At 45.2% G+C, this 22,704-nt stretch carries 18 protein-coding genes; 7 read left to right on the top strand and 11 right to left on the bottom strand.

Annotated features, from left to right (window positions below):
• The 4 genes from ACJ751_RS10630 to ACJ751_RS10615 form a co-directional block, all read right to left on the bottom strand.
• A partial coding sequence (locus ACJ751_RS10630) for an ATP-binding protein (protein WP_407745470.1) occupies positions 1-360 on the bottom strand: 360 nt, incomplete at its 3' end.
• Positions 353-766, bottom strand: coding sequence for an anti-sigma regulatory factor (locus ACJ751_RS10625; RefSeq protein WP_407745469.1), 414 nt, complete (start codon positions 764-766; stop codon positions 353-355). The genes ACJ751_RS10625 and ACJ751_RS10630, both read right to left, overlap by 8 nt.
• Positions 747-1,172, bottom strand: coding sequence for an STAS domain-containing protein (locus ACJ751_RS10620; RefSeq protein WP_407745468.1), 426 nt, complete (start codon positions 1,170-1,172; stop codon positions 747-749). The genes ACJ751_RS10625 and ACJ751_RS10620 overlap by 20 nt, the downstream gene beginning before the upstream one ends.
• A 12-nt stretch (positions 1,173-1,184) precedes the next feature.
• On the bottom strand, positions 1,185-2,069 hold the full coding sequence (locus tag ACJ751_RS10615) for an STAS domain-containing protein (RefSeq protein WP_407745467.1): 885 nt from the start codon (positions 2,067-2,069) through the stop codon (positions 1,185-1,187).
• Between ACJ751_RS10615 and ACJ751_RS10610 the strand changes: the two genes are divergently transcribed.
• From ACJ751_RS10610 to ACJ751_RS10600, 3 genes are read left to right on the top strand one after another with little or no spacing between them, the layout of a single operon-like run.
• Complete coding sequence (locus ACJ751_RS10610; RefSeq protein WP_407745466.1) at positions 2,045-2,791, top strand: SpoIIE family protein phosphatase; 747 nt, start codon at positions 2,045-2,047, stop codon at positions 2,789-2,791. The genes ACJ751_RS10615 and ACJ751_RS10610 overlap by 25 nt on opposite strands.
• Before the next feature lie 6 nt (positions 2,792-2,797).
• Complete coding sequence (locus ACJ751_RS10605; RefSeq protein ID WP_407745465.1) at positions 2,798-4,441, top strand: ATP-binding protein; 1,644 nt, start codon at positions 2,798-2,800, stop codon at positions 4,439-4,441.
• Complete coding sequence (locus ACJ751_RS10600) at positions 4,441-4,869, top strand: response regulator (RefSeq protein WP_407745464.1); 429 nt, start codon at positions 4,441-4,443, stop codon at positions 4,867-4,869. Before ACJ751_RS10605 ends, ACJ751_RS10600 begins: the two co-directional genes overlap by 1 nt.
• Here the strand turns inward: ACJ751_RS10600 and ACJ751_RS10595 are convergent.
• Complete coding sequence (locus tag ACJ751_RS10595; protein WP_407745463.1) at positions 4,850-7,636, bottom strand: TolB family protein; 2,787 nt, start codon at positions 7,634-7,636, stop codon at positions 4,850-4,852. The two genes, ACJ751_RS10600 and ACJ751_RS10595, sit on opposite strands and share 20 nt — an antisense overlap.
• Positions 7,637-7,935: 299 nt before the next feature.
• On the opposite strand from ACJ751_RS10595, the gene ACJ751_RS10590 reads away from it, so the two are divergent.
• Positions 7,936-8,676 carry a PrsW family intramembrane metalloprotease gene (locus tag ACJ751_RS10590; RefSeq protein ID WP_407745462.1) on the top strand — a complete coding sequence of 247 codons (741 nt, stop codon included), beginning with the start codon at positions 7,936-7,938 and terminating at the stop codon, positions 8,674-8,676.
• A gap of 14 nt (positions 8,677-8,690) precedes the next feature.
• Entirely contained in the window at positions 8,691-9,182 is a 492-nt protein-coding gene (locus ACJ751_RS10585) for an N-acetyltransferase family protein (protein ID WP_407745461.1), read from the top strand.
• Positions 9,183-9,246: 64 nt separating this feature from the next.
• On the opposite strand, the gene ACJ751_RS10580 is transcribed toward ACJ751_RS10585, so the two are convergent.
• Positions 9,247-10,023 (bottom strand): queuosine precursor transporter, encoded by a 777-nt coding sequence (locus ACJ751_RS10580; protein ID WP_407745460.1) that lies wholly within the window; start codon positions 10,021-10,023, stop codon positions 9,247-9,249.
• A 346-nt stretch (positions 10,024-10,369) separates the two neighbouring features.
• On the opposite strand from ACJ751_RS10580, the gene ACJ751_RS10575 reads away from it, so the two are divergent.
• The gene (locus ACJ751_RS10575) at positions 10,370-13,015 is read left to right on the top strand and encodes a YfhO family protein (protein WP_407745459.1); all 2,646 of its coding nucleotides are present in this window, start codon (positions 10,370-10,372) and stop codon (positions 13,013-13,015) included.
• 52 nt (positions 13,016-13,067) lie between these two features.
• On the top strand, positions 13,068-14,186 hold the full coding sequence (locus tag ACJ751_RS10570; protein ID WP_407745458.1) for a glycosyltransferase family 4 protein: 1,119 nt from the start codon (positions 13,068-13,070) through the stop codon (positions 14,184-14,186).
• On the opposite strand, the gene ACJ751_RS10565 is transcribed toward ACJ751_RS10570, so the two are convergent.
• The 5 genes from ACJ751_RS10565 to ACJ751_RS10545 are packed head-to-tail and all read right to left on the bottom strand — an operon-like array spanning position 14,179 to position 22,507.
• Positions 14,179-14,928, bottom strand: a complete 750-nt coding sequence (locus ACJ751_RS10565) for a LytR/AlgR family response regulator transcription factor (RefSeq protein WP_407745457.1) — start codon at positions 14,926-14,928, stop codon at positions 14,179-14,181. The genes ACJ751_RS10570 and ACJ751_RS10565 overlap by 8 nt on opposite strands.
• Before the next feature lie 20 nt (positions 14,929-14,948).
• Complete coding sequence (locus tag ACJ751_RS10560) at positions 14,949-17,834, bottom strand: two-component regulator propeller domain-containing protein (RefSeq protein WP_407745456.1); 2,886 nt, start codon at positions 17,832-17,834, stop codon at positions 14,949-14,951.
• A gap of 30 nt (positions 17,835-17,864) precedes the next feature.
• Positions 17,865-20,753 carry a two-component regulator propeller domain-containing protein gene (locus ACJ751_RS10555; protein WP_407745455.1) on the bottom strand — a complete coding sequence of 963 codons (2,889 nt, stop codon included), beginning with the start codon at positions 20,751-20,753 and terminating at the stop codon, positions 17,865-17,867.
• Positions 20,750-21,757: a glycosyltransferase family 2 protein gene (locus ACJ751_RS10550; RefSeq protein ID WP_407745454.1), complete on the bottom strand. Its 1,008-nt coding sequence runs from the start codon at positions 21,755-21,757 to the stop codon at positions 20,750-20,752. Before ACJ751_RS10550 ends, ACJ751_RS10555 begins: the two co-directional genes overlap by 4 nt.
• Positions 21,758-21,760: 3 nt before the next feature.
• On the bottom strand, positions 21,761-22,507 hold the full coding sequence (locus tag ACJ751_RS10545) for a TylF/MycF/NovP-related O-methyltransferase (protein WP_407745453.1): 747 nt from the start codon (positions 22,505-22,507) through the stop codon (positions 21,761-21,763).
• Between the last annotated feature and the right edge of the window lie 197 nt (positions 22,508-22,704).

Genomic DNA, 22,704 nt, shown 5'->3' with positions numbered 1-22,704 from the left:
TGAGTACACCTGAAAAGTGTCACACAACCGTTTCATGGCGCCCAACCCAAGTCCCAGGGTGCTTTTTGAACTTTCACCATCCCGCACCATTTTATTTATATCGGCGATGCCTGATCCATTGTCTATGCTAATGAGCTCTATGCCATCATTGTCATTGTGGCGAACCAGCTTAACAAGTATTTGTCCGCCACCGGCATGTTTAACCAGGTTGCTGGCCATTTCAGCCACTACGATATCTATTTCACCATTTTGGCGTTCATTAAAATTTAGGGTGTGGGCAAGTGCACGGATCTCCTTTTTTAAGATGGCAAAGTAGCTTCTGTCATTTGCTTTAAACAGCACGTGTGCATTGTCAACCATTCTTCCATTTGATTATAGAAACAACAGTACCTTCTCCAGGGCTGCTTTTGATTTCGAATTCATTCACCAGTCTTTTAGCGCCCGGCAACCCGACGCCAAGGCTTTGTCCGGTTGAAAAGCCTTCTTTCATAGCCTGTGCGATATCTTTTATACCAGGCCCATTATCTTCAAACACCAACCGGATGCCACTGTTCCTGCCTTCGCTGATCACTTCCATTTTCGTTTTGCCTCCACCGGCGTATTTCAACATATTCCTGACCAGCTCGCTGGCGGCGGTTATTAATTTGGTTTGATTAACGACACTCATTCCAATTTTTACCGCGTATTCTTTTACGCGGTTGCGAAAAGGAACAACGTCCTGTTCCTTTTCAATCAGCATAGCGTCCTCAATCAGTACTATCCTCATTGGTTGCTATTTCTTCTTCTTCCTCATCCTCTTCTTCACCCGTGTCCAGGTCTTTTATTTTGAGTCGTAGTAACTCCATGCCTTTTACAACATTCAGTGCCGTATGAACGCCTTTCAGTTCCAGGCCCAGTTCAACAAGGGTGATGGCAACAGCAGGCTGCATGCCTACCACTACTGTTTCTGCATCCATAATACGGGCCATATCGCCGATGTTGCCTAAGATGCGACCCATAAAGGAGTCAACAATACTGAGTGCGGAGATGTCGATCAGCACGCCTTTCGCCTGCGTTTTGTTAACCATATTTACCAGATCGGTTTCCAGGTTGATAGCAAGGCGATCATACAGGTCAATCTGTATGGTGACGAGTAAAAAATTCCCCATTCTGAGAATAGGTATCCTGTCCATAACCGTAATAACTTATTTTTCTTTTTGAATCCGTTTAACATCGAGCCTTAATACGGCAAAAGCATATTTTAAAGCGCTTGCCAGCGTGGCTTTGGTAACTATATTTGAAAGATCAATTCCCAGGTGAACAACAGTTTGTGCAATTTCGGGCCGTATGCCGCTGATAATGCATTCTGCACCCATTAAGCGGGTAGCGGCCACCGTTTTAATAATATGCTGGGCCACCAGGGAGTCAACGGTCGGTACACCTGAAATATCGAGAATGGTAATGGTGCTGCCGGTATCAACAATGTTTTGCAGCAGGCTTTCCATTACTACCTGGGTGCGGGCGCTATCGAGCGTACCAATGATGGGCAGCGCCAGAATGCCGTCCCATACCCTGATAATGGGGGTGGAGATCTCGGAAATTTCATCTGTTTGACGAAGGATCACTTCTTCCCGGCCTTTGATAAATGTTTCGAATGTTGCAATGCCAAGGTTGTCGAGGAATTTATTGATCAATATCAGGGCATCTGCCAGTGCCTGCTGATCATTTGACAATTCAATTATAAGTGTTTTTAAGATGGCGTCTTTCAGGCTGAATACAAATACCCCGGTTTCGCGCGGTGAGAACCCCTGGCGCGCGCGGGAGATGGAAATACCGGCGAGAATTTCATAAACCGGGCTCAATCCCTCTGAATTAAAATCAGCTAAATTATCCCCTGTGATACCTTGCAACAACGCATCCAGCAACTCAGCACTCTGTTCGCGCAGCTCATCGTTACTCATCAGGTCTTCACGTAATCCGGCATCTGCGAGCTGCAGGCTTATCCAATCTTCTAAAATGTTTTTCTTTTTCTTTTGAAGGATCAGGCATCGCCGATATAAATAAAATGGTGCGGGATGGTGAAAGTTCAAAAAGCACCCTGGGACTTGGGTTGGGCGCCATGAAACGGTTGTGTGACACTTTTCAGGTGTACTCACTCAAAAACTGGGGCACAATTATTTTATGCCGAAAATATGTTACTGGTTTCAAGCTTCATATAAAGCCACCCATTGCAGAAATAAGATCGGTGGTAATACCCAAACCCGGAGAAACAAAATGCGGGGATAGATTTTTTTACATTGAAAACAAAAATCATATAAAGCTCTTTCTGGCCGATGGCCTGGGGCATGGTGCAGAAGCCGCCCGGGCAGTACAGGAAGCAGGTATTGCATTTTCCAGTTGTCAGGAGCTAGACCCTCCTGAAATTTTACGTTATATAAATTCAGCTGTTCGAAAAACAAGAGGATTGGTAGGGATGGTGGCCATTTTTGATATCGCTCAAAAAACATGGAACATCTGTGGCGTGGGAAATATCACCACTAAAATAAATGGTCCAACAGCAAGCAAGAATTATTTGTCCTATAATGGCATTATTGGTTTAAACCTGCCCCGTATAATGAGCGGCCAGCATATCGTACATGAAAAGGGCCAGTATATGGTAATGTGCAGCGATGGCCTTCGCAGCCGGTGGGATACCTTAAAATATACCGGGATCCTGAGATGCGATCTTACCATACTGGCTGCATCCCTGATTAAAGACTTTACCCGTGCTACCGACGATTCATCCGTAGCAATTTGTAAAATAAACACCTGACCGCTCATGGAAGATATTGCAAAGGTTGTTCTTGAAAATGAAATGGATCTGATTATCGCGCACAAACGCACCATGAAACTGGCAGAAATGCTGGGCTTGTCTCTTTCGGCTCAAACCTCTTTTGCAACCGCCGTTTCTGAGGTTGGCCGCAATGCCATCGAAAACGGCAAAAGCGGCTCACTGGTACTGAGTCTGGACGGTGAAAGGCTAAATAAACAGATCCAGTTTGTTGTTGCCACTATAAAAAATGAAAAGAACTCCTACAATAGCCTGAACGGCCTGGAATATGCCAAGAAGCTGGTTAACAAATATTCCGTTTCTACTAACAAAGACGCGGAAACCCTTATTGAGTTGTTCTATGCAATCCCCCATCGCCTGAAGCTGGATATTAACCAGCGGGATGAATGGCGTTCCATCTTCCGTAACGAGCCGGCCTTTTCACCCTACGAAGAAATAAGAAAGCAACACGAACGGTTGCAGGAATTGACTATCCAGGTGCAAAAGAACGAAGCCCAGTATAAAATGCTCACCAATTCGCTGCCCCTGATGATCTTTTCACTGAACCCGGCCGGTTTACTGGTGTATGCCAATGAATGGCTGCAAACCTATACCGGTGAAAGCATCGACTCGTTAAATTCAAACCAGTGGAAGCAGGTAGTGCACCCCAGCGACTATGATTCATTTATTTTGTTCTTTAATAAGAAAATACCTAAGGATGCCGCTTCTATTAAAACTCACGCCCGCATAAAACAAAAAGGCAGTGATGATTTTCTGTGGCACCAGGTATCCCTGTCCCCCTTCCTGAATGATCGCGGCGAACTGCAATACTGGATTGGCTATCTCGTAGACATCCATGCACAGAAAGTATATGAAGAGACCCTGAAAGATAATTTTGAATTGAAACAGGTACAGGAAGAACTGAAAGACCACCAGGAGAAACTGGAAAAATATATTGCGGAACTGAATAAAAGCAATTTCGAACTGCAGCAGTTCGCATTCGTTGCCTCGCACGATTTGCAGGAACCTGTTCGAAAACTGATGTTATACAGCGATTATATGCTTAACCGCTATACGGATAATATGGATGAAAAAGGCATTGAATATTTAAAGATCATCCATTCCGTTTCAGGCCGCATGCGTTCCCTCATCAAAGACCTGCTGGCCTTTTCACAGATCAGCAAATCCGAGATCGCTTTCAACCATGTTGACCTGAATAATGTAGCCCATTATGCCCTGCAGGACCTGCAGCTGCCTATTGAAGAAAAAAAGGCAGCCATAGATATTCAGCCGTTACCATCGGTAATAGGGGATGAAAGCCTGCTGCGCCAGTTATTTGAAAACCTCATCACCAATTCTTTAAAATATTCCAGAAAGGGTGTAACCCCTGAAATAACCATCAGGTATCAGCAGGTTGAAAACAACCACGAAATAATCTTTTCTGACAATGGGATTGGTTTCGACGAAAAATATGCGCCGCAGATCTTTAAGTTGTTCCAACGGCTGCATGCACGCGATCAGTATGAAGGAACGGGTCTGGGACTGGCCATCTGTTTAAAAATAGTTGAAATACACCGGGGAGCTATACGCGCCTCTTCCAGCGAAGGCAGAGGCGCCAGTTTTTTTGTTTCACTACCAATAAGAACTGCATAATGGAAAACACTTCATGGAAAATATTAGTAGCTGACGACGATGCCGATGACCGCGCTATTTTACAGGATGCCATGGCGGAATTAGAAGCCAGCCATGTGCTTTGTTTTGCGCAAAATGGCGAAGAGGTGTTGCGTATCCTGGGTAAAGATTTTAATGCCGGTTGCAAACCTGCATTGATCATCCTCGACCTGAACATGCCTAAATTAAACGGCACCGAAACCCTGCGCCGCATTAAAAACGATGAACGTTTTAAAACCGTTCCCGTAATCATTTACAGCACTTCCTTAAACCCCATGGAAAAGGATAAATGCATGATGCTGGGCGCCCACTCCTATATCACCAAACCGGTTACTTTTAAAGAAAGTATGGATACAGCCAGGTCATTTCTGGCATTTTGTGAGCAAATACCTACCGTCCCAACAAATTGACAGGTAATATAAACTCCCACTGGTTGGGATCGTACCCGCGCAGCTGGTTCAACATACGGCTGTAGCGGATGCCAAAACTTACATTGTATTCGTTCCACCATTTAGTATCAAAATACATTTCACCACCGGTCGATCTCCATTCCAGGTACCGGTTATCTCTAAAGAATTTCAGGTAAGTATAATCATAGAACGCATTGCCGCGCACCCGCAGGAAGTATACAATATTTCCTATCCCGAAATCAGGATATACCAGGGGAAAATGATAATTGAATCCCACCTTGTACATATCGGGGATTGAGTACTGGTTTACAGCCGGGTACCCGCGCGAAATGGGAAAGCTGCTGCCGAAACTGTAATCGCCAATGGTATCGCGCTTCTGATACGCCCCGGTGATTACCAGGTTATGGGTGCGCGCCACGCCCGGTAAATACAGGGCGGCGCTTGTTAACCATTGATACCCATTTAAGTTGTTTACAATTTGCCGGTACCGCGATAACAAACTAAAGCCAAACCTTGGATAAATATGTTGTTTCGCCACCTGTGATTGCAGGGTGAAGGTTACCGAGGCATCAAAAAATTCAAACTGCTCATTGGTAAACCTTTTCTTACTGGCCAGCGTGTAATTAACCTGGTGATGGTTGATGCCGCCCGAAATATTCAACTGGCGATACAACCGGCCGCTGTTAAAAGTAAAAGGGAACTGCAGGCCTAACCGGCCGTTCAGTTCATTCCACGTTCTGTAAGGGGTGTCTGTTTCCTTACGATCGAAGGTTTCTGCCACGCCAAGGGTGAGGTAAGGGAACCAGGCGCCATACACCGCAGTGGCGCCTACTTCTTTGTATTTTTCATCAGTATTATAATTGAAATAGATCTCGGTTTGCAGGGTGTTCAGTACGTTCTCGCCAATAAGGGAGAACGTATAATCCGGATCGGAAATATAAGGCCGCCAGCTGTGGAAATTAACCAGGTTGAACGCTTTATGATACCGGCTGATGGGGTATGGCCGGGTAGTATCCACGCCGATGGGTGTATCCAGGTTTAACCCCGTGAGATCAAAAGGCGTCATCGTTGCCTGTGTAAACGCTTCAGCGCTTACTGGCTGCCAGCTTTCGGCCCCCAGTGATTCTTGCACCAGGTGATAGCCCGCCGCCGTAAAAGCCGTATAAATGGCCTTATTATTCAAAGCGCTCCATTGGTAATTGCCGGTGCCTTTATTGGCCGGGGTTTGAACCTGGTATAATTGTTTGTTCACCAGGGCCAGCAGGTCATCCTGCTGATGCCCAGCAGCAGTAAAGGTAATGGTATCGCCATGCACCGACGGAAAACCTACTACCCGTCTTGAAAGCGGTAATAATTCTTCTATTGAACCATTGTTGATATTCACCAGCGCCAGGGTGTTTTCGCCGGTTGTGGTACGAACCGCCGCCACCACTGTTTGCGGATCATAAAACTTCGGATGGCTATAGAACAACTGTTTGGGATTGGGCACCTTTTTTAAAACAGCGCCGGTTGTTGCATCCAGGATATGTAACCCGGCAGCCCCGCCGGGTTGTACGGCTACCGCTACAATGGTTTTTCCATCGGCTGAAATATCAGGTGCAAAGTATTTTGACAGATGCGTGATGGCGCGCTCCCTGCCCGTATGCACATCCATTACCCTGATCACGCTGTAGTCCTTCCAGGCCCAGCGTACATCAGCTTCATAGGCGGCATATACAATGCGGCCATTGCGATACGAGAAATAATTATCCAGCGAAATAGCTTTTGTTTTCAGGCGGGTATCGGTACCGGTAGTAAGGTTGCGCAAATAAAACGCGGGTATTTTTTTATAACTGCTTTTTACCAGCACCACGGTATTGGCATCTACCCACTGCGGAAATTCATCATCACCCGCAAAATGTTTTTGTTGTTTGGCCCAGTCGCTTACCGCATCGGTCCCTAAAGAATCGCTGCCGGCCTTAAAATAGTTGATCGCATTTTTGCGGAATTCCTTATAGGTGATATTAGTGTATTTTTTTATCGCATGTTGAAAAGGATAGAACACGCCGTTGAACCGAACGGCGTCATCGGTCACGTTCTTCCAGAAATCGGGCCCATGCTTTTCGCGCCCATAAGCCACCTGCATATATCCCAACCGGTAATGATCGGGCACAAAATCACGCAATGACCCATTGCGCAGCTTCATCCAGGAATAATTTTTATTGGCCCTCCACAATGACCGGTAATCATTAAAGAAGAACGATAACCGTCCCCTGCCCTGCTGGCTTTTCAGGGTTTCCTGGTACACGGCATCGCCCTCCCAGAACCAGTTGGGTACGGCGGCGCTGTTGGCCAGGGAAAGCCCATCCTGTCCGAACAGGTAATACGCCGCCCGCGATAGTCCTTTACGGAAGTTATTGAACTGCTGTACATGTCTGAATTCATGCAGGGCCAGGGAATGCGACCACAGCGTGGTGCCCAGGTCGAACGGGTTTTGTGACGGCATCAGGTTAAACTCACTGCGCCAGGGGCCCAATGCCACATAGGCATTGGAGATAGTTGTATAGGGTTGTAATACGATGCTGATCTTACGTAAGCGGTTGCCAATGGTGGGGGCGGTTTGTATGGCCAGCTTTTGCACGGAGGCGGCTATATCTGCCGCCTGTTTCTCAAGCCCCAATCCTTCGGGAAAAATAACCCGGATGCTGTCGTTATTGATCTGGTTCCATTTGGTAGCGGGGGAATGACCGCCAAACTGTTGCGCCTGGATAAAACAATAAAGAGGCATACAACAGATGATTAGAAAAAGCTTTCTCATTCAATGATAATGTAGGCTGAAAATAATGCTTTTTTCTATATAGGAGTGAAAAGTTGACCAGTTAACCGGTTGACCAGTTAACCAGGCCTTTAAAACGACAGTCCTCCCCCAGCCCGTTCCCTCCTTCTCCCTTTTGTATTCCCTTTATCAACACCGTCAACCATATCAACTATATCAACCTTATCCTCTGTCAACTTTCTGGTCAACTGGTTAACTGATCAACTGGTCAACTTGCCCTCTGTATCAACCAACCTTCGTATCTTGGGCCCATGCTTTCGTTATTAGCTTTGGCCGTAGCGCCCGGGGCCGCTATTACTATTTACATCTATTCGCGGGATAAATATGACCGGGAGCCATTAAAGCCCCTGCTGATCTCCTTTTTACTGGGTATGGTAGCTACGGCGCCGGCCATTCTTATTCAAACCCTGTTAAAACCGGTGCTGTTCATCAGGTTCCCCAACTTCGATATCACCTATTACTTTTTATTGGCATTTATTATAGTGGCCTGTAGCGAAGAAGGCAGCAAGTATGTAATGCTGCGGTATTACGCCTATCGCAACCAGGCATTCAATGAACCTTTCGATGGCATTATTTACTCGGTCATGATCAGTATGGGTTTTGCCACCCTGGAGAATATCGGTTATGTATTGAATTATGGTTTTAAAACAGGTATCATCCGCATGTTCGTATCGGTTCCCTCCCATGCCGCTTTTGCCGTGCTGATAGGCTACCATGTGGGACTGGCCAAATTCGATGCACCCAATGCCATTAAGCATATTATCAAAGGTTTTCTGCTGGCCGTTTTCTTTCATGGCGCCTTCGATTTCTTTTTGCTGTTACAAGGCAGTACCCAGGTAAAAAAGTATATCTCCAACTGGCCGCTGATCGTTTGTGCGCTGGTAGCCTGGTTTATTGCCATCCGCATGTCTGTTAGGTCCATCCGCCTGCATGAAGAACTGTCACGGCAGCAGCACATCAAAAACGATGAAGCAATTGCAGAAAAAGTGTAATAATTTTGCGCCCTATGATAAAAATTCGCCTTGCAAACGAACACGACCTTACCACTGTTGAACGGCTGGCGCGGGAAATATGGCCTGTTGCCTATGATGGCATTGTGCCGCCGCAACAACTGGCCTATATGCTCGACCTCATTTACAACAACGCCACCCTGCGCGACCAGTTACTGAACCAGCACCATACTTTTTTAATGGTAGAACAGGATGGGAACCCCGTAGGCTTTGCGGCCTACTCCACCGTAGCACCGGGAGTTAGCAAACTGCATAAACTGTACGTGCACCAAAGCACCCAGGGCCAGGGCCTTGGCAAAATGCTCGTCGATCATATTATAGCGCAACTTACCCCCCAATCATTCCACACATTAAGACTGAATGTAAACCGCTCCAATAAAGCCCGGTTCTTTTATGAGAAACTAGGTTTTGAAATTAAAAAAGAAGAAGATGTGGATATCGGAAGCGGCTATTTCATGGTAGACTTTGTTATGGAAAAAAAATTGTAGTTTTTTAGTTATTGAGTTCTTTAGTTTGTTAGTTAAACAACTAACAAACTAAAGAACTAACGAACTATTCACTCTCTTTTCCCATCGCCGATAACTTCATCTTCATCGCCAATTCATGACCAAAGTATTTTTCAATCCTTTTCTCAACAAGGATTATAACGGGGGTCAGTACTACAGCCATCAGGAATTTGTAGGTATAGTTCATCATCCCGATAGCCAGGATCTGCTGCCAGGTAAAGATGCCTGAAAATGCAATGAACAGTACAATGTAGCTATCTACCAGCTGCGATACTACTGTAGAACCGGTAGCACGTAACCATACATATTTTTCACCGGTGCGTTTCTTGATCTTATGAAACACGGTCACATCAACGATCTGGCTTACCAGGAAAGCTACCAGGCTGCCGATAATGATCCGCATACCCTGGCCAAAAATGCCATCAAATGCCAGTTGCATATCAGGAACGCCCTGGTCTTTTCTGCTGAACACCCAAAAATCAGCAGCAGGCACATGAATAGCCAGGTAAAACATCAGGAAGGCATAGGAAATAAGTCCAACAGCAATAAAACTGATGCGGCGTACTGCTTTGGGCCCATAAAATTCATTGATAATATCGGTCATCACAAACTCCAGCGGCCACAATAACACCCCACAGGTAAGGGTAAAAGCCAGTCCATGCTGACCGAACATGGTAATATTGGCCGGATGGGTACCCAGTAACTTTTCCAGTGAAAATAACTTGGTGCCAATACATTCCGCAATAAGGGCATTGGCAACAAAAAAAGCTGTAAAAAACACAAACAGACGGGTTGGTTTATCCTTAATAATGGATTGGATCATTTTATAAAAAGTATTATCTGGGGAAATAAAAAAAGAAAATTAGTAATTATAAGCCACCTCGGAAAATGTTTCAATACCGGTTTCCGTTGCAACATAAATGCAAGAACAAAGCTGTTTACTACCAGGTTCAACAAAAAAGCGATCAAAATCCCTAAAATTAACACGAGGGATACCATTTGGCTGGGTTGCCCTTCTTTGAGTATGGGATAAAAGCGCATGCCCCATACCAATACGAAGCAGACATTACAAATAAAAGCCACCCGACTGAAAAATATTAAACTTTGCATATAGCCTTAACTTGCTGTAAAATTGCATTATTTTGCCCAACTATTAATTTTTTGCAATAATGAAGAAAACACTTTGGCAACAGGTAATGCCCCATCTGGTATCCATTGCTATTTTTTTAGTGGTCGCCTTATTTTTTGCCAAACCCGCCCTGGAAAGCGGTGTGGTGATGAAACAGGGCGATATTACCAACTGGGAAGGCATGAGCCACCAGTCGTTTCAATATAAAGAAAAACATGGCCATTTTCCTTTATGGACACCTGCCATGTATGCGGGTATGCCGGCTTACCAGATTGCCATGGAGGGCCCCTGGACACCATTGGGTATTGTAGATACAGTAATGAAACTGGGATTGCCCAAACCCATCAACATATTCTTCCTGGCCAGTATTTGTTTTTATTTCCTGTGCATTTGTCTGCGTATTCGGCCCTGGGTGGCTGTTATTGGCGCACTGGCATTTGCCTATAGTACCACCTTCCCGATCTTCATCACTGCCGGACACGAGACTCAAATGCTGGCGCTGGCCTACGCACCCGCTGTATTGGCCGGCATCATTTTATTATTCGATAAAAAATACATCAGTGGCTTCATTGTAACTACCGTATTCACCGGTTTGCAGATCTCGGCGGGTCACCAGCAGGTAAGCTACTATATGTTCCTGGTGATCGGCATTATGGTACTGTTCTTTTTAATAAATGGGATCAGGGCGGGCAATACGGCGCCGTTGTTAAAAGCGATCGCACTCATCGCTGCAGGCTGTTTCTTAGGCATCATGGTAAATGCAGTTACCCTGTTAACCGTATACGATTATTCAAAAGAATCGAAACGCAATGGCCAGCTGGTAATGGATAAAAAACAAAACTCCAACGAAGTGGTGAGTGGCGATAAAACAAAAGGCTTAAGCAAGGAATATGCATTCCAATGGAGTTATGGCTGGCAGGAATCAATGACCCTGATGTTCCCCGGTGCACAGGGTTATGGCTATCATGCTGCTGAACGCGATAACGACCAGTTCCTGTATCCCAAACTTACGGAGAGCTCGCATGTTGCCAAATTCCTGACCGACAAACTAAACGTACCCGAAGAGCAGGCAAGCAATGTAGCGCTTCAATTAAGCGGCAATTTATACTGGGGCGATCAGCCATTCACTGCAGGCCCCATTTACCTGGGCGCCATTGTATGTATGCTGTTCATTTTTGCCATGGTTTACCTCGATGGCACCCACAAATGGTGGATATTGACAGCCGCCATCCTGGGCGTGTTGATGGCCTTAGGCAAACACTTCCCTGCATTCAACTACTTTCTGTTCGATTATTTCCCGTTCTATAATAAATTCAGGGTGCCTACCATGGCGCTTGAAATTACCGGCCTGGTAGTTCCCATTGCCCTCGCGCTGGGCCTGGAAAAACTGATAACCAGTACTGCCATTGACCTCAAAAAACTACAACTGGCCGCCATTATCATTGGCGCTGTGTTTGTAGTGGCTGCAGGCGTGTATTTCACTTCCGACTACAGCATCGAGAATAAGAAACGCACCGTTGCCATGACACAGTTGATGAGTGGTGGCCCGAATGCCAATATGAGAGCCGCCATGGATTCCATCGAGCGGCAGTATCCGGCTGAAATAGACAATCACGTGTATGAAAACTTCTTATATCAAACCAAGGGCGATGCAGCCACTGCCAAAGGTTTGCTGACCGCTTTGCGCGAAGACCGCCAAAGCGCCTTTGGTTCCACCATCCTGCGCTCGTTGCTCTTTGTGCTCCTGGCCATGGGTATCATGTATCTTTTTGTCATTAAAAAGATCAACGCCCTGATAATGCTGGCCGGGGTGGGATTATTAACTGTCATTGACCTCCTGGGCATGGACAGCAACTACCTGAACAGTTACAGTTTTGGCAGCAAGGAAAACTATGAAGCCTCAGAATTTCCTTTAACCCCTGCCGACCAGGCCATTCTGCAGGACAAAGATCCCAACTTCAGGGTATTGAATACTGCGTCTGGCGCCAATCCGTTTATTGGCGATTCACACACTTCTTATTATCACAAATCAATAGGTGGTTATCACCCGGCACGTTTGGGTATTTATGACGATCTGATAGAGTATCAACTCTCCGGTCAGCCCAACTTTAACGTGCTCAACATGCTGAATACAAAATATGTAATTCAGCAAACCCAGCAACAGGGTGGCGTTATGGCGGCGCCTAATCCAAACGCATTAGGGAATGTATGGTTTGTAAAAAATGTGAAATTTGTAAATGGCCCTGTTGAGGAAATGAAGGCCCTGAACAATTTCAACCCCGCCGAATTGGCCATTGTTGACAATAAGTTCAATGCACAGATCACGGGCTGGCAGCCTGCCGACAGCAGCGCTACTATCAAACAAACCGCTTTCGATTTCGAGAACATTACATACGAAAGCAACAGCGCCGCGCCGCACCTGGCCGTGTTCAGTGAGATCTTCTATAAAGACTGGCACGCATACATTGATGGTAAAGAAGCGCCTGTTGCCAAGGCCGATTATGTGCTGCGCGCATTGCTGATACCAGCCGGCAAGCATAGTATTGAATTCAAATTCATTCCCAAAATGTATAACACAGGCAGCATGCTTACAGGCATTGCTGGCTGGATAATTCTGCTGCTTCTGTTAGCGTTCATCGGCCAGCTTGTTTGGCCTATGATAAATAAAAAGAAAACAGTAGCATAAGCCAGTTATAATTAAACCTGTTGCTCCCGGCAGAGCAACAGGTTTCTTTTTTATGAAAGCAAAACAAGTACACCTTGCATCCCTGGTTTCTTACAGGATCTTTCCCCCGGTCATGGGCGGACAAAGAGCCGTTGCCTTATACTGCAAGTATATAGCAAGGCATGTACGGTTTACCTGCATCACTACCGGTAATAACGATCCGGCGGCAGCCGATGGATACGAGGTTGTACCCGTTTGGACAGCTTCCCCTCTCCGGTATATCAATCCTTTCCGTTTCTTTACTATCCGGTCGCTCATCCGCAAACGAAATATTACCCATCTCCAGCTTGAACATCCGTATTTCGGCTGGCTGGGACTGTTGTTAAAATGGTTTACAGGCGTACGGCTGATAGTGCGCTCACATAATATTGAAGGCTTACGCTGGAAAGTTATGGGCAAATGGTGGTGGAAGATCTTGTGGCATTACGAAAAATACGTACATCAGCAGGCGGACTATAATTTTTTCATAACGGATGAAGACCGCCAGTATGCCATTCAACATTTTAAATTACAGCCACAGCGGTGCCTGCTCATAACATATGGTATTGAATGGAATACGCCACCCCCGCCCGGGGAGAAAGAAGCGGCCAGAAAAATATTGTTGTCAAAACATGCTATACCCGGCGATCATTGCATTTTATTATTCAACGGGGCCTTTAACTATAAGCCCAACCTGGATGCACTGGAACGGATCATTCATGAAATATACCCGGCATTACAAAAAAACAGGTCCTTTAAATATACCATTCTTATCTGCGGTAAAGACATTCCACCGGCCATTAGCCAGTTAAAGCAACCCAATTTTATTGTTGCCGGTTTTGTGGATGATATTACCACTTATCTTAAAGGCGCTGATATTTTTTTAAATCCCATTACCGAAGGTGGAGGTATAAAAACAAAACTGGTAGAAGCACTGGGATATAATATGAGTGCGGTTTCTACCAGCCATGGCGCTATAGGCATCGATGCCCGCATCTGTAACGGTAAGCTGCAAATAACAGATAATATTTCACCCGATTTTGCTGACAAAATAATGCAGCTGGCTACTTACAACGCGGATATTCCTCCTGCCTTTTTTGAACAATTTTATTGGGACAGTATTGCTCAACAAGCGATCCGCTTTATTACCTGATACCAAACCGCGCCAGAAATTCATCTTTACGGCGGGTGGCCACTTCAATCAGCACACTATCGCTCATTTCTATCAGCCCGCCTCTTCCCTTGTGGTATTTCTTCACAAAGTTCAGGTTTATGATGTGCGAGTTATGAATGCGGAAGAACAGATCGGGCGGCATTATTTCTTCGTATTCTTTAATGATGCGCGATGAAACGTATTTCTGGTTATCGGTAACATGCACATAGGTATAACCACCCTTGGCCTCAAAACGAATGATCTCCGCCAGCTGAATAAATATCAGTCCATCGTTATCGGGCAGGGCGATCTTTTGCAGCAAAGAATTGGGTTTACTGATGTTGAACATCAGGTTCTGCAACTGTACATTAATGTTCTTGATCCGGATCCTGTCTTTTGCCTTTTGCACCGCCATTTTTAATTCCTCGATGCTTACAGGTTTTAACAGGTAATCGAGCGCACTGTATTTAAAGGCCTTTAACGTATATGCATCAAAGGCAGTAATAAAAATAATTTCAAAGTCAATGGGCATAATTTTGTCGAGCAGGTCAAATGCATTCCCATGTGGCATTTCAATATCCAGGAAAACCAGGTCGGGATGTGTTTCAGCGATCAGCGGCATGGCCGTTTCAGCACTAACGGCCTCCCCGATTATGCGAACATCGGGGCAGCATTCGTTCAGCAGCCCATTCAGGATGCGAATGTTTTTTGGTTCGTCGTCTACGATCAGTGCGTTAATCATACAGCAAAGAAATGAATATATTATAATACAGGAAAATAGATTGTCACTCTGGTCCCCAATGAATTGTGAAAATTATCTTCCAGATCGTCTATCCACATCCGGATCTTCAGCGCATGCTCCCGGTTGTACATCTCTATCCTGTCTGCCGTTAGGGATAAACCCTTAGACTGGTAATTAATGGGCGACACACTCTTATACTGCATAGCTGCCTTTCTGCCAATGCCATTATCTTCCAGGATACAGATCAGGTAATCACCATCGCGTTTTACGGTAATCGTTACAACACCGTTTTTATCCTTCCGGAAACGCAGGCCATGACGTACGCTGTTCTCCACAAATGGCTGCAATATCATTGGCGGGATATAATAAAGAGTCGGATCGACCCCTTTTTCCATATTCACCACCCAGGAAAAAGCATCTTCCAGGCGTGTTTTTTCAATATCCAGGTAATTCTTAAGATAATCCAGTTCTTCTTCCAACCTGATCTCGGGCCGGGAAGAAAAATCAAGTGTTTGCCTGATTAGCCGGGAGAACCCCGAAATGAATTTATTGGCGCCCGCCACATCAGCATCCATTACATATTGCTGAATAGAGTTTAAGCTGTTAAAAATAAAATGCGGGTTCATCTGCGCCTTGCGCGACAATTGCTCCAACTCACTGATCCGTTTGTTGATCGCCGTTTTTTCCTGTTCCTTGCGTCTGATGCGTTGCACGATCAGCAGCACAACCAACCCGGTAATGGCCAAAAACAGCAATCCTGCCAATGCCTTAAACCAGTTTTTTTCATACAACAGTTGCTCCACCGTAAACCGGGCTACCAGTAACTGGCTGTGTACATCGAATTTATTGATGGCCTGCAACTGTAATTCATAATCACCGGATGGCAGGGCCGGAAAGTTCAAAAAGGTTTCACGGGTCTCGTACCAGTTACTATCAAGACCCAGTAAGCGATACCGGTAGCGAATGTCGCCCGTTGATTTATAGGAAATACCCACATAATCGAACTGAATGTTGTTCTTTTTATGCGGGATAAGGACCGGCGCAAGATCCGGATAATAAGCGTCGCCTCCGACGGAAATATTAATAAACCGCAGGTCGCAGCGCGAATCGCCGGCTATTTTGCCTTCATCAAAATAAGTAACACCTTCGGGTGTACCTACAAACACCTTGTTATGATAAACATATACCACGTTGATGATGTCAGACGCCAACCCATCGCCGGTGGTATACTTTTTCAGCGGGTAGGTGGTATCATCGATGCGGATCTTATTTAGTCCTTTGTTGGTGCCCACCCACAGGTTATTATCTTCCAAAAAAAGCGTGCGGCAGATGTTACCGGCCAGGCCCTGTTCCTGTTTAATATGGGCTATTATTTTTTCGTTCCTGAAGGCAACAAGACCGCCGCCAAAGGTAGCCACCCAAAGTACATTATTGGTATCGCGGGTAATTGCGGCTATACGTGCTCTGAAAAGAGCAAACCGGTCGCCCAGGAATTGTTTGGCCCCATTGGGCAGCAGCCGGTATAAACCATTCAGGGAGCCAATATAAAAGGTATCATTCCTGGCAAAAGCGCAGGTAGCCCGCTCCCGCCAGATGGTATCTTTTATGGCAAGGGTATTTTGATTGATGCGAAAGATATCATGGTCAGTGATCACCAGCAGATCATCCTTATACGGGAATAAATTTTTCACGGTAATACGGGCTATCGGATCAAACCATCTTACCCGGGGCGTATACTGTAAAATGCCTCTGGGCGTGCCGCCAATAAGATGCCCAGCTGAATTTTTAAACAAGGCAACCACACCCTGGGTTATCCCCATTGTGTCCAGCCTCAATTTGCGTTCTTCCTTCCCGGTGTTCGCATTCAGCCAGTGAATATAATTCCTGTCGCTGCCCACTGCAATGGAATTACCATCCCGGGCAAATGACAAAACCTGTTGGTTGGAATTATAATCCTTGAACCTGGTATTTAAAACAAAGGCGGAATTCAACCGGTAAACCCCCTGCCCCATCGTGGTAAACCACAAATTCCCTTCTTTATCCCTTTTAATATTAGTAACCCGTATATCTGGCAGAAAGTGCTGTACACTATCGGGATTATTAATATTATAAACATACGCGCCCCAGGGGGAATTCATACTTACCGTATGATCATCAATAATGGAAAAACCGTATTGTTCCTGAGTGGCAGGCACTATGATGGTTTTTCCGGTTTTAAATGAATGCAGTGTATTTTGCCAATAGTTGCTACGCAGCGCCATTATATTTTCGTTCACGGCTGCATAGAGCACATATGACCAATAATCCAGCTTTTTTTCCAGGTTGAACAGGCGGTTGCTGTACTCATACATCCTGATGGAGTCTATTACCCAAAAATTACCGGCAGGATTTCGGCCAACAGCCGCCAGGTTCTGCATAGGTATGCCCTGGATGCTGTTCATCGTATATACTTCATTATTAGCGGTTACGTGGTGAAGCTGATTGATCTCCATCAACAACAGATCGCCTCGGTCATTTTCGGCATAACGCATTACGTAATTGTTCACGTGGATGTGCCGTAACAGCGTATCATTTTCCGGGGTATGGAACTTTCCTTTATAATAATAACAGATCGATTTTTTAAACGGTGAGATCCAGACCCGGCCCCTTGAATCGGTGAATAATTGTATCACTTCATTATCAGGCAGCCCGTCATCTATGGTAAAGGTCCTGAAATGCGTACCATCAAAACGGGTTAACCCGGCTTCAGTACCAAACCACATAAACCCGTCATGGTCCTGCGTCATGCAATACACGGTAGAGCTGGCCAGTCCTTCCTTGCTGTCATAGCGGGTATAACCGTATTCCTGGCTGAAAAGGAATTGTGGGCAACTAACCAGTAAAACCAGGAACCATCTAATGCTCATATTAACAATAAAAATAAAAGATATTCAATATTAAACAACAGGGAAATTTATTGTTACCCTTGTTCCTAATGCAACGTGCATGTCATCTTCCAGGTCATCGATTTGCATGGTGATCTTTTGCGCATGTTCCTGGTTGAACAAATTTATCCGGTCGGCTGTCAGCGATAATCCTTTCGATTGATAACTGATGGGAGAAATGCTTTTATACTGCATGGCCGCTTTTCTGCCCACGCCATTATCTTCCAGGATGCAAACCAGGTGATCGTTCACCCGTTTTACCATAATGGTTACTATCCCGTTTTTATCTTTGCGAAACCGCAAACCGTGCCGCACACTATTCTCTACAAAAGGCTGCAGGATCATGGGCGGAATATAATGTTCCACGGGATCTACGGCCTTATCAACCTCTACATGCCAGTTAAAAGCCCCTTCCAATCTCGTTTTTTCAATTTCCAGATAATTGGTAAGGTAATCCAGTTCTTCTTCAAGGGTTATTTCTGGTTTTGAAGAAAAATCAAGCGTTTGTCTGATCAGCCGCGAGAAGCCGGAGATGAATTTATTGGCGCCGGCCACATCAGCATCCATCACATATTGTTGTATGGAGTTTAAGCTGTTAAAAATAAAATGCGGGTTCATCTGCGCCTTGCGCGACAATTGTTCCAGGTCGCTGATACGTTTTATGAGGATTGTTTTTTCGTGCTCCCGCTTTCTGATGCGCCGGATGAACAACCACACCGTTAAACCGGTAACTGTCAGGAACAACAAGCCAACCAACACCCGGAAACCTGTTTTCTCATACAACAGCTTTTCGATGGTGAACGCATAGCTGACTACGTTGCTGCTTACATCAAATTTATTGATGGCCACCAACTGCAGGGTATAATCACCTGAGGGTAAAACCGGATAGGTTAAACTGGTTTCCCGCGTTTCATTCCAGGCGCTATCGAGCCCCAGTAAGCGGTAACGGTAGCGCACATCCCCGGTTGATTTATAGGAAATGCCCACATAATTAAATTGGAGGTTATTTTGCGCATGAGGAATTTGAACGGGCGCCTCGCCCTGGTAATATGTTTTACCGCCTACAGCAATGTCGGTAAACAACAGATCGCACCTCGACCGGCTGATGATCTTCGCTTCATCAAAATAAGTAATACCTTCCGGTGTTCCTGCAAACACCTTGTTATTTTCTACAAAAATGGTATTGATAATATCCGAAGCCAGTCCGTCACTGATGGTGTATTTTATAACCGGGTAATTGGCCTTCGCCAGATTCACTTTATTGAGTCCTTTATCTGTACCCACCCACAAATAATCACCATTGCAGTACAAAGCGCTGCAAACATTACTTGTTAATCCGTTTTGCCGGTTTAAAATAGTGGTTATGCGGCCGTTCTTATAACCAATAAGGCCATCACCATAGGTGCCTATCCATAAAACGCCGGTTACATCCCGGGCAATGGCGGTTACCCGGGCTCTTAAAGCAGGCAGTTTTTCTCCCAGGAACAGGATCTCCCTGTTGGGCATTCGGCAATATACTCCGTTTAACGTGCCTATATAAACGGTGTCGTGACTGGCAAAAACGGCAGTTGACCGTTCATGCCATATGGTGTCTGTTATTTTGAATGTTATGGGATCCATCACAAACACATTGTCTTTGGAAGCTACATATAAGCGATCACCATTTAAAAAAAAAGACTTTACCGCAACATGATTTATCGAGGGGCCACGTTCAAAATGTGGCTTTAATTGAAAAATGCAGAGTGTGGTTGCGAACACAATATATTTATCCCTGTAAACACTCAAAGCATTTACTTTACCGCCGCCTTCATTCAGCCGGATCTTCTCCTCTTTAAGTTTTCCCGTTGTTCTGTTTAACTGATACAGATCAGCCAACTCGGTCCCTGCAAGAATAGATTTTTTGTAAGGGGCCAATTCAAAAACCTGGGAAACTATATTATTCGCCCTGATCCTGATATTTAAAACAAAGGGGGAGCTTAATTTGTACAACCCATGCCCCAACGTAGAAAGCCAGAGATTCCCTTCTGCATCCCTGAACATATTACTTACTGATAAACCCGGCAAAAAATGGAAGGCGCTATCAGGCTTGTTTATATTGAACATCATGGCGCCTTCCCTTGTTGCAATCCCAACATGCTCCTTATCGATCAAATTAAAATTGTTATGAATGGTCATGAATGGGAAGGTCAATGTCTGGTCTTTATCGAATGAATACAGGGCGGAACGGGCGGCATCCCTGCGCCAGACCATCGACTGCGCATTGATGGCATAATACAAAGGATGGCTGGTGTAATTGGACAGCGTTTTTTTTAACCGGAAATCTTTATTATTGAAATCATAGACCCGGTTATCATCTACCACCATAAATCCATTAACGGCCCCGGCGCAGATACCGTTTATACTAACCACCGGCCTGCCATCAATTGAGTCAATGACAGTAACCTGGCCATCTACTGTAACCAGGTGCAGCTTTTTCAATTCCTGCATAAGAATATTACCGGCCTTATCTTCTGCAAAAGCCATTACATTATCATTGATGCGCAGGCGCTTTAATACCGGATCGTTGGCCGGCGTATGTATCTTTCCTTTATAATAATAACAAACAGATTTTTTGAATGGGGCTATCCATACCCGGCCTTTTGAATCAGCAAATACCTGGATCACCTCATTATCGGGCAAACCGTCCTCCCGGGTGAAATTTTTAAAATGGGTGCCATCGAACCGGCTTAATCCGCCTTCGGTACCTAACCACAAAAAGCCATCCCGGTCCTGCGTCATGCAATACACGGTAACTCCTGCCAGTCCATCTCTGCTGTCGTAATGGGTATAGCCATATTCCTGGCTGTAAATAAACAGCGGACAAAGGAGTAGGTAAAAAAAGAGGAAAAAAATACGGTTCATAATACCTTATAAAAATAAGGTTTATTGGCTAATATCCTTGGCAGGAAACGCCAAATGCGGGCCATATTGCCTGTAAACCGGGATGCTAACCCGAAATCAGCAAAGGGATTGCGTAACCGAAAACTATTTTCAATAAAACTGCCTGTAAAGAACAGGGGAATGGTAAACGTATAAAATGCCAGTTGTACCAGTAACCAGCCAGCGCCAAATTGCTTGCGGATGCGTACAAAATTCGAGAGCATGATCTGCAGGCCTTTCCGGTCGTACAGGTTATAATACCCTTTACCGGAAGAACCAAAAGCTTCATTGGCCGACTCTCCCTGGAGGTGGATCACTTTATATTGTCCGTAAATGCAAAGCTTGCCGATCCTGCGTAAGCGGCCACACCATTCGGCTTCCTCGGCATACAGAAAGAAATCTTCATCCAGTAACCCGGCCTTTTCGATAGCTGTTCTCTTTACCATTAAAAAGGCGCCATTGATCCAATCCACTTCTACCAGGTTGCTCGAATCGGGCACATTCGGCTTTTTAACCTTTACCACATTACCCAGCCATTTTATAAAATTGCCCAGGTAAGGCAGGGGCAGCAGGTAGTTCAGTCCGCCCTTCATAACATAATTGCCCGAGATCTGCGGACTACGGTCTGTATTCAGCAACTGAACCCCGCAGGCTACATACGCGGAGGAGATAAACTGCCGGTAACAACCTTCAATGGCATTGTCTTCGTTCAGCGTGTCGGAATTCAACAACAATACTACCTCAGCGGAAGCCTGGCGAATGCCTTCATTATTAGCCCGGGCAAAACCGGCGTTATACGACAGCTGGATCCATTTCACCTGCGGAAATGCAGTGGTCACTAATTCCCGGCTGTTATCGCCGGAAGCGTTATCAACAACAATAACTTCTGCCAGGTGAGCCGGTGTTTGCCCATAAACCGTTTTCAGGCAATCAATAAGTAACCGGGGAGTTTTGTAATTAACTATAATAATGCTGAGATCGGCCATCCATTAAATTTTGACAGCAATTCTTCCTGTATAATCAATGCGGTTTAATAATAAGGTTGAACCGGCGGCAAAATATTCGTCCACCGCTTTTCTGGCGCCCTGCCAATGTCCGTAATCATCGAGAATGAGCACGCCCTGTTTACACAAAAGGGGGTACAGGTGAATTAATTCATGCCGGGTCGATTCGTACCAGTCGGTATCCAGTCTCAATAAAGCTATTTTTTCAGGAATGGTATGTGGGATGGTGTCCTCCACCTTTCCTTTACAGAACACGATCTTACCCGAGGGGTATCCCGTGCGCTGCATATTGGCTTTCACCTCATCGATGGTTGAGTAACACCAGATATTTTCCGTTTTTTCAGCGGTATTTAATTGAGATTCCGCAGTACTTCCATGAAGGTCTTTATCATCATCGGTTGGCTCCGACATTCCTTCATACGTATCATACATATAAATTGATCTGTTGTCAACGCCTAATTCTTTCAGGGTAAGCGCAATGATCATGCTGCTGCCGCCTTTCCAAACACCGCACTCTACAAAATCGCCTGGCAGGTTGTGGTCAATAATAAAGTGAATGCTTTGATACAATGAATACATTCTTTCAATGGAACTCATCGTAAAATCCCGCACCTGTTCGTAAATAGCCATAAACTTCGCATCGGCATAAATATCCTCTGCCTGCTCAGCGTGGTTCACTTTCTTTAACGTGAAGTTAAATGGCTTTAACAATCTATTAATAAACCCTGTCATTTGCATGGATTAATGGGCCAAAGTTAATGTCATATTTCCTTATTCCCACATATTGAAACCCGCTTTTAAAACAATCGTTAAAAATAAGCGCAATCCCGCTATTTTTGCACGAATGGCCAATACCATGGACAATATAGAAAAAAATGTACATCCGGGATTTAATCCTCCCATCACCCATCCGGGGTACCTGGTCCGTT

Source organism: Niastella sp. (genome assembly GCF_045805085.1).
Lineage (GTDB): Bacteria > Bacteroidota > Bacteroidia > Chitinophagales > Chitinophagaceae > Niastella.
This window is presented reverse-complemented; position numbering and strand designations above follow the sequence as displayed.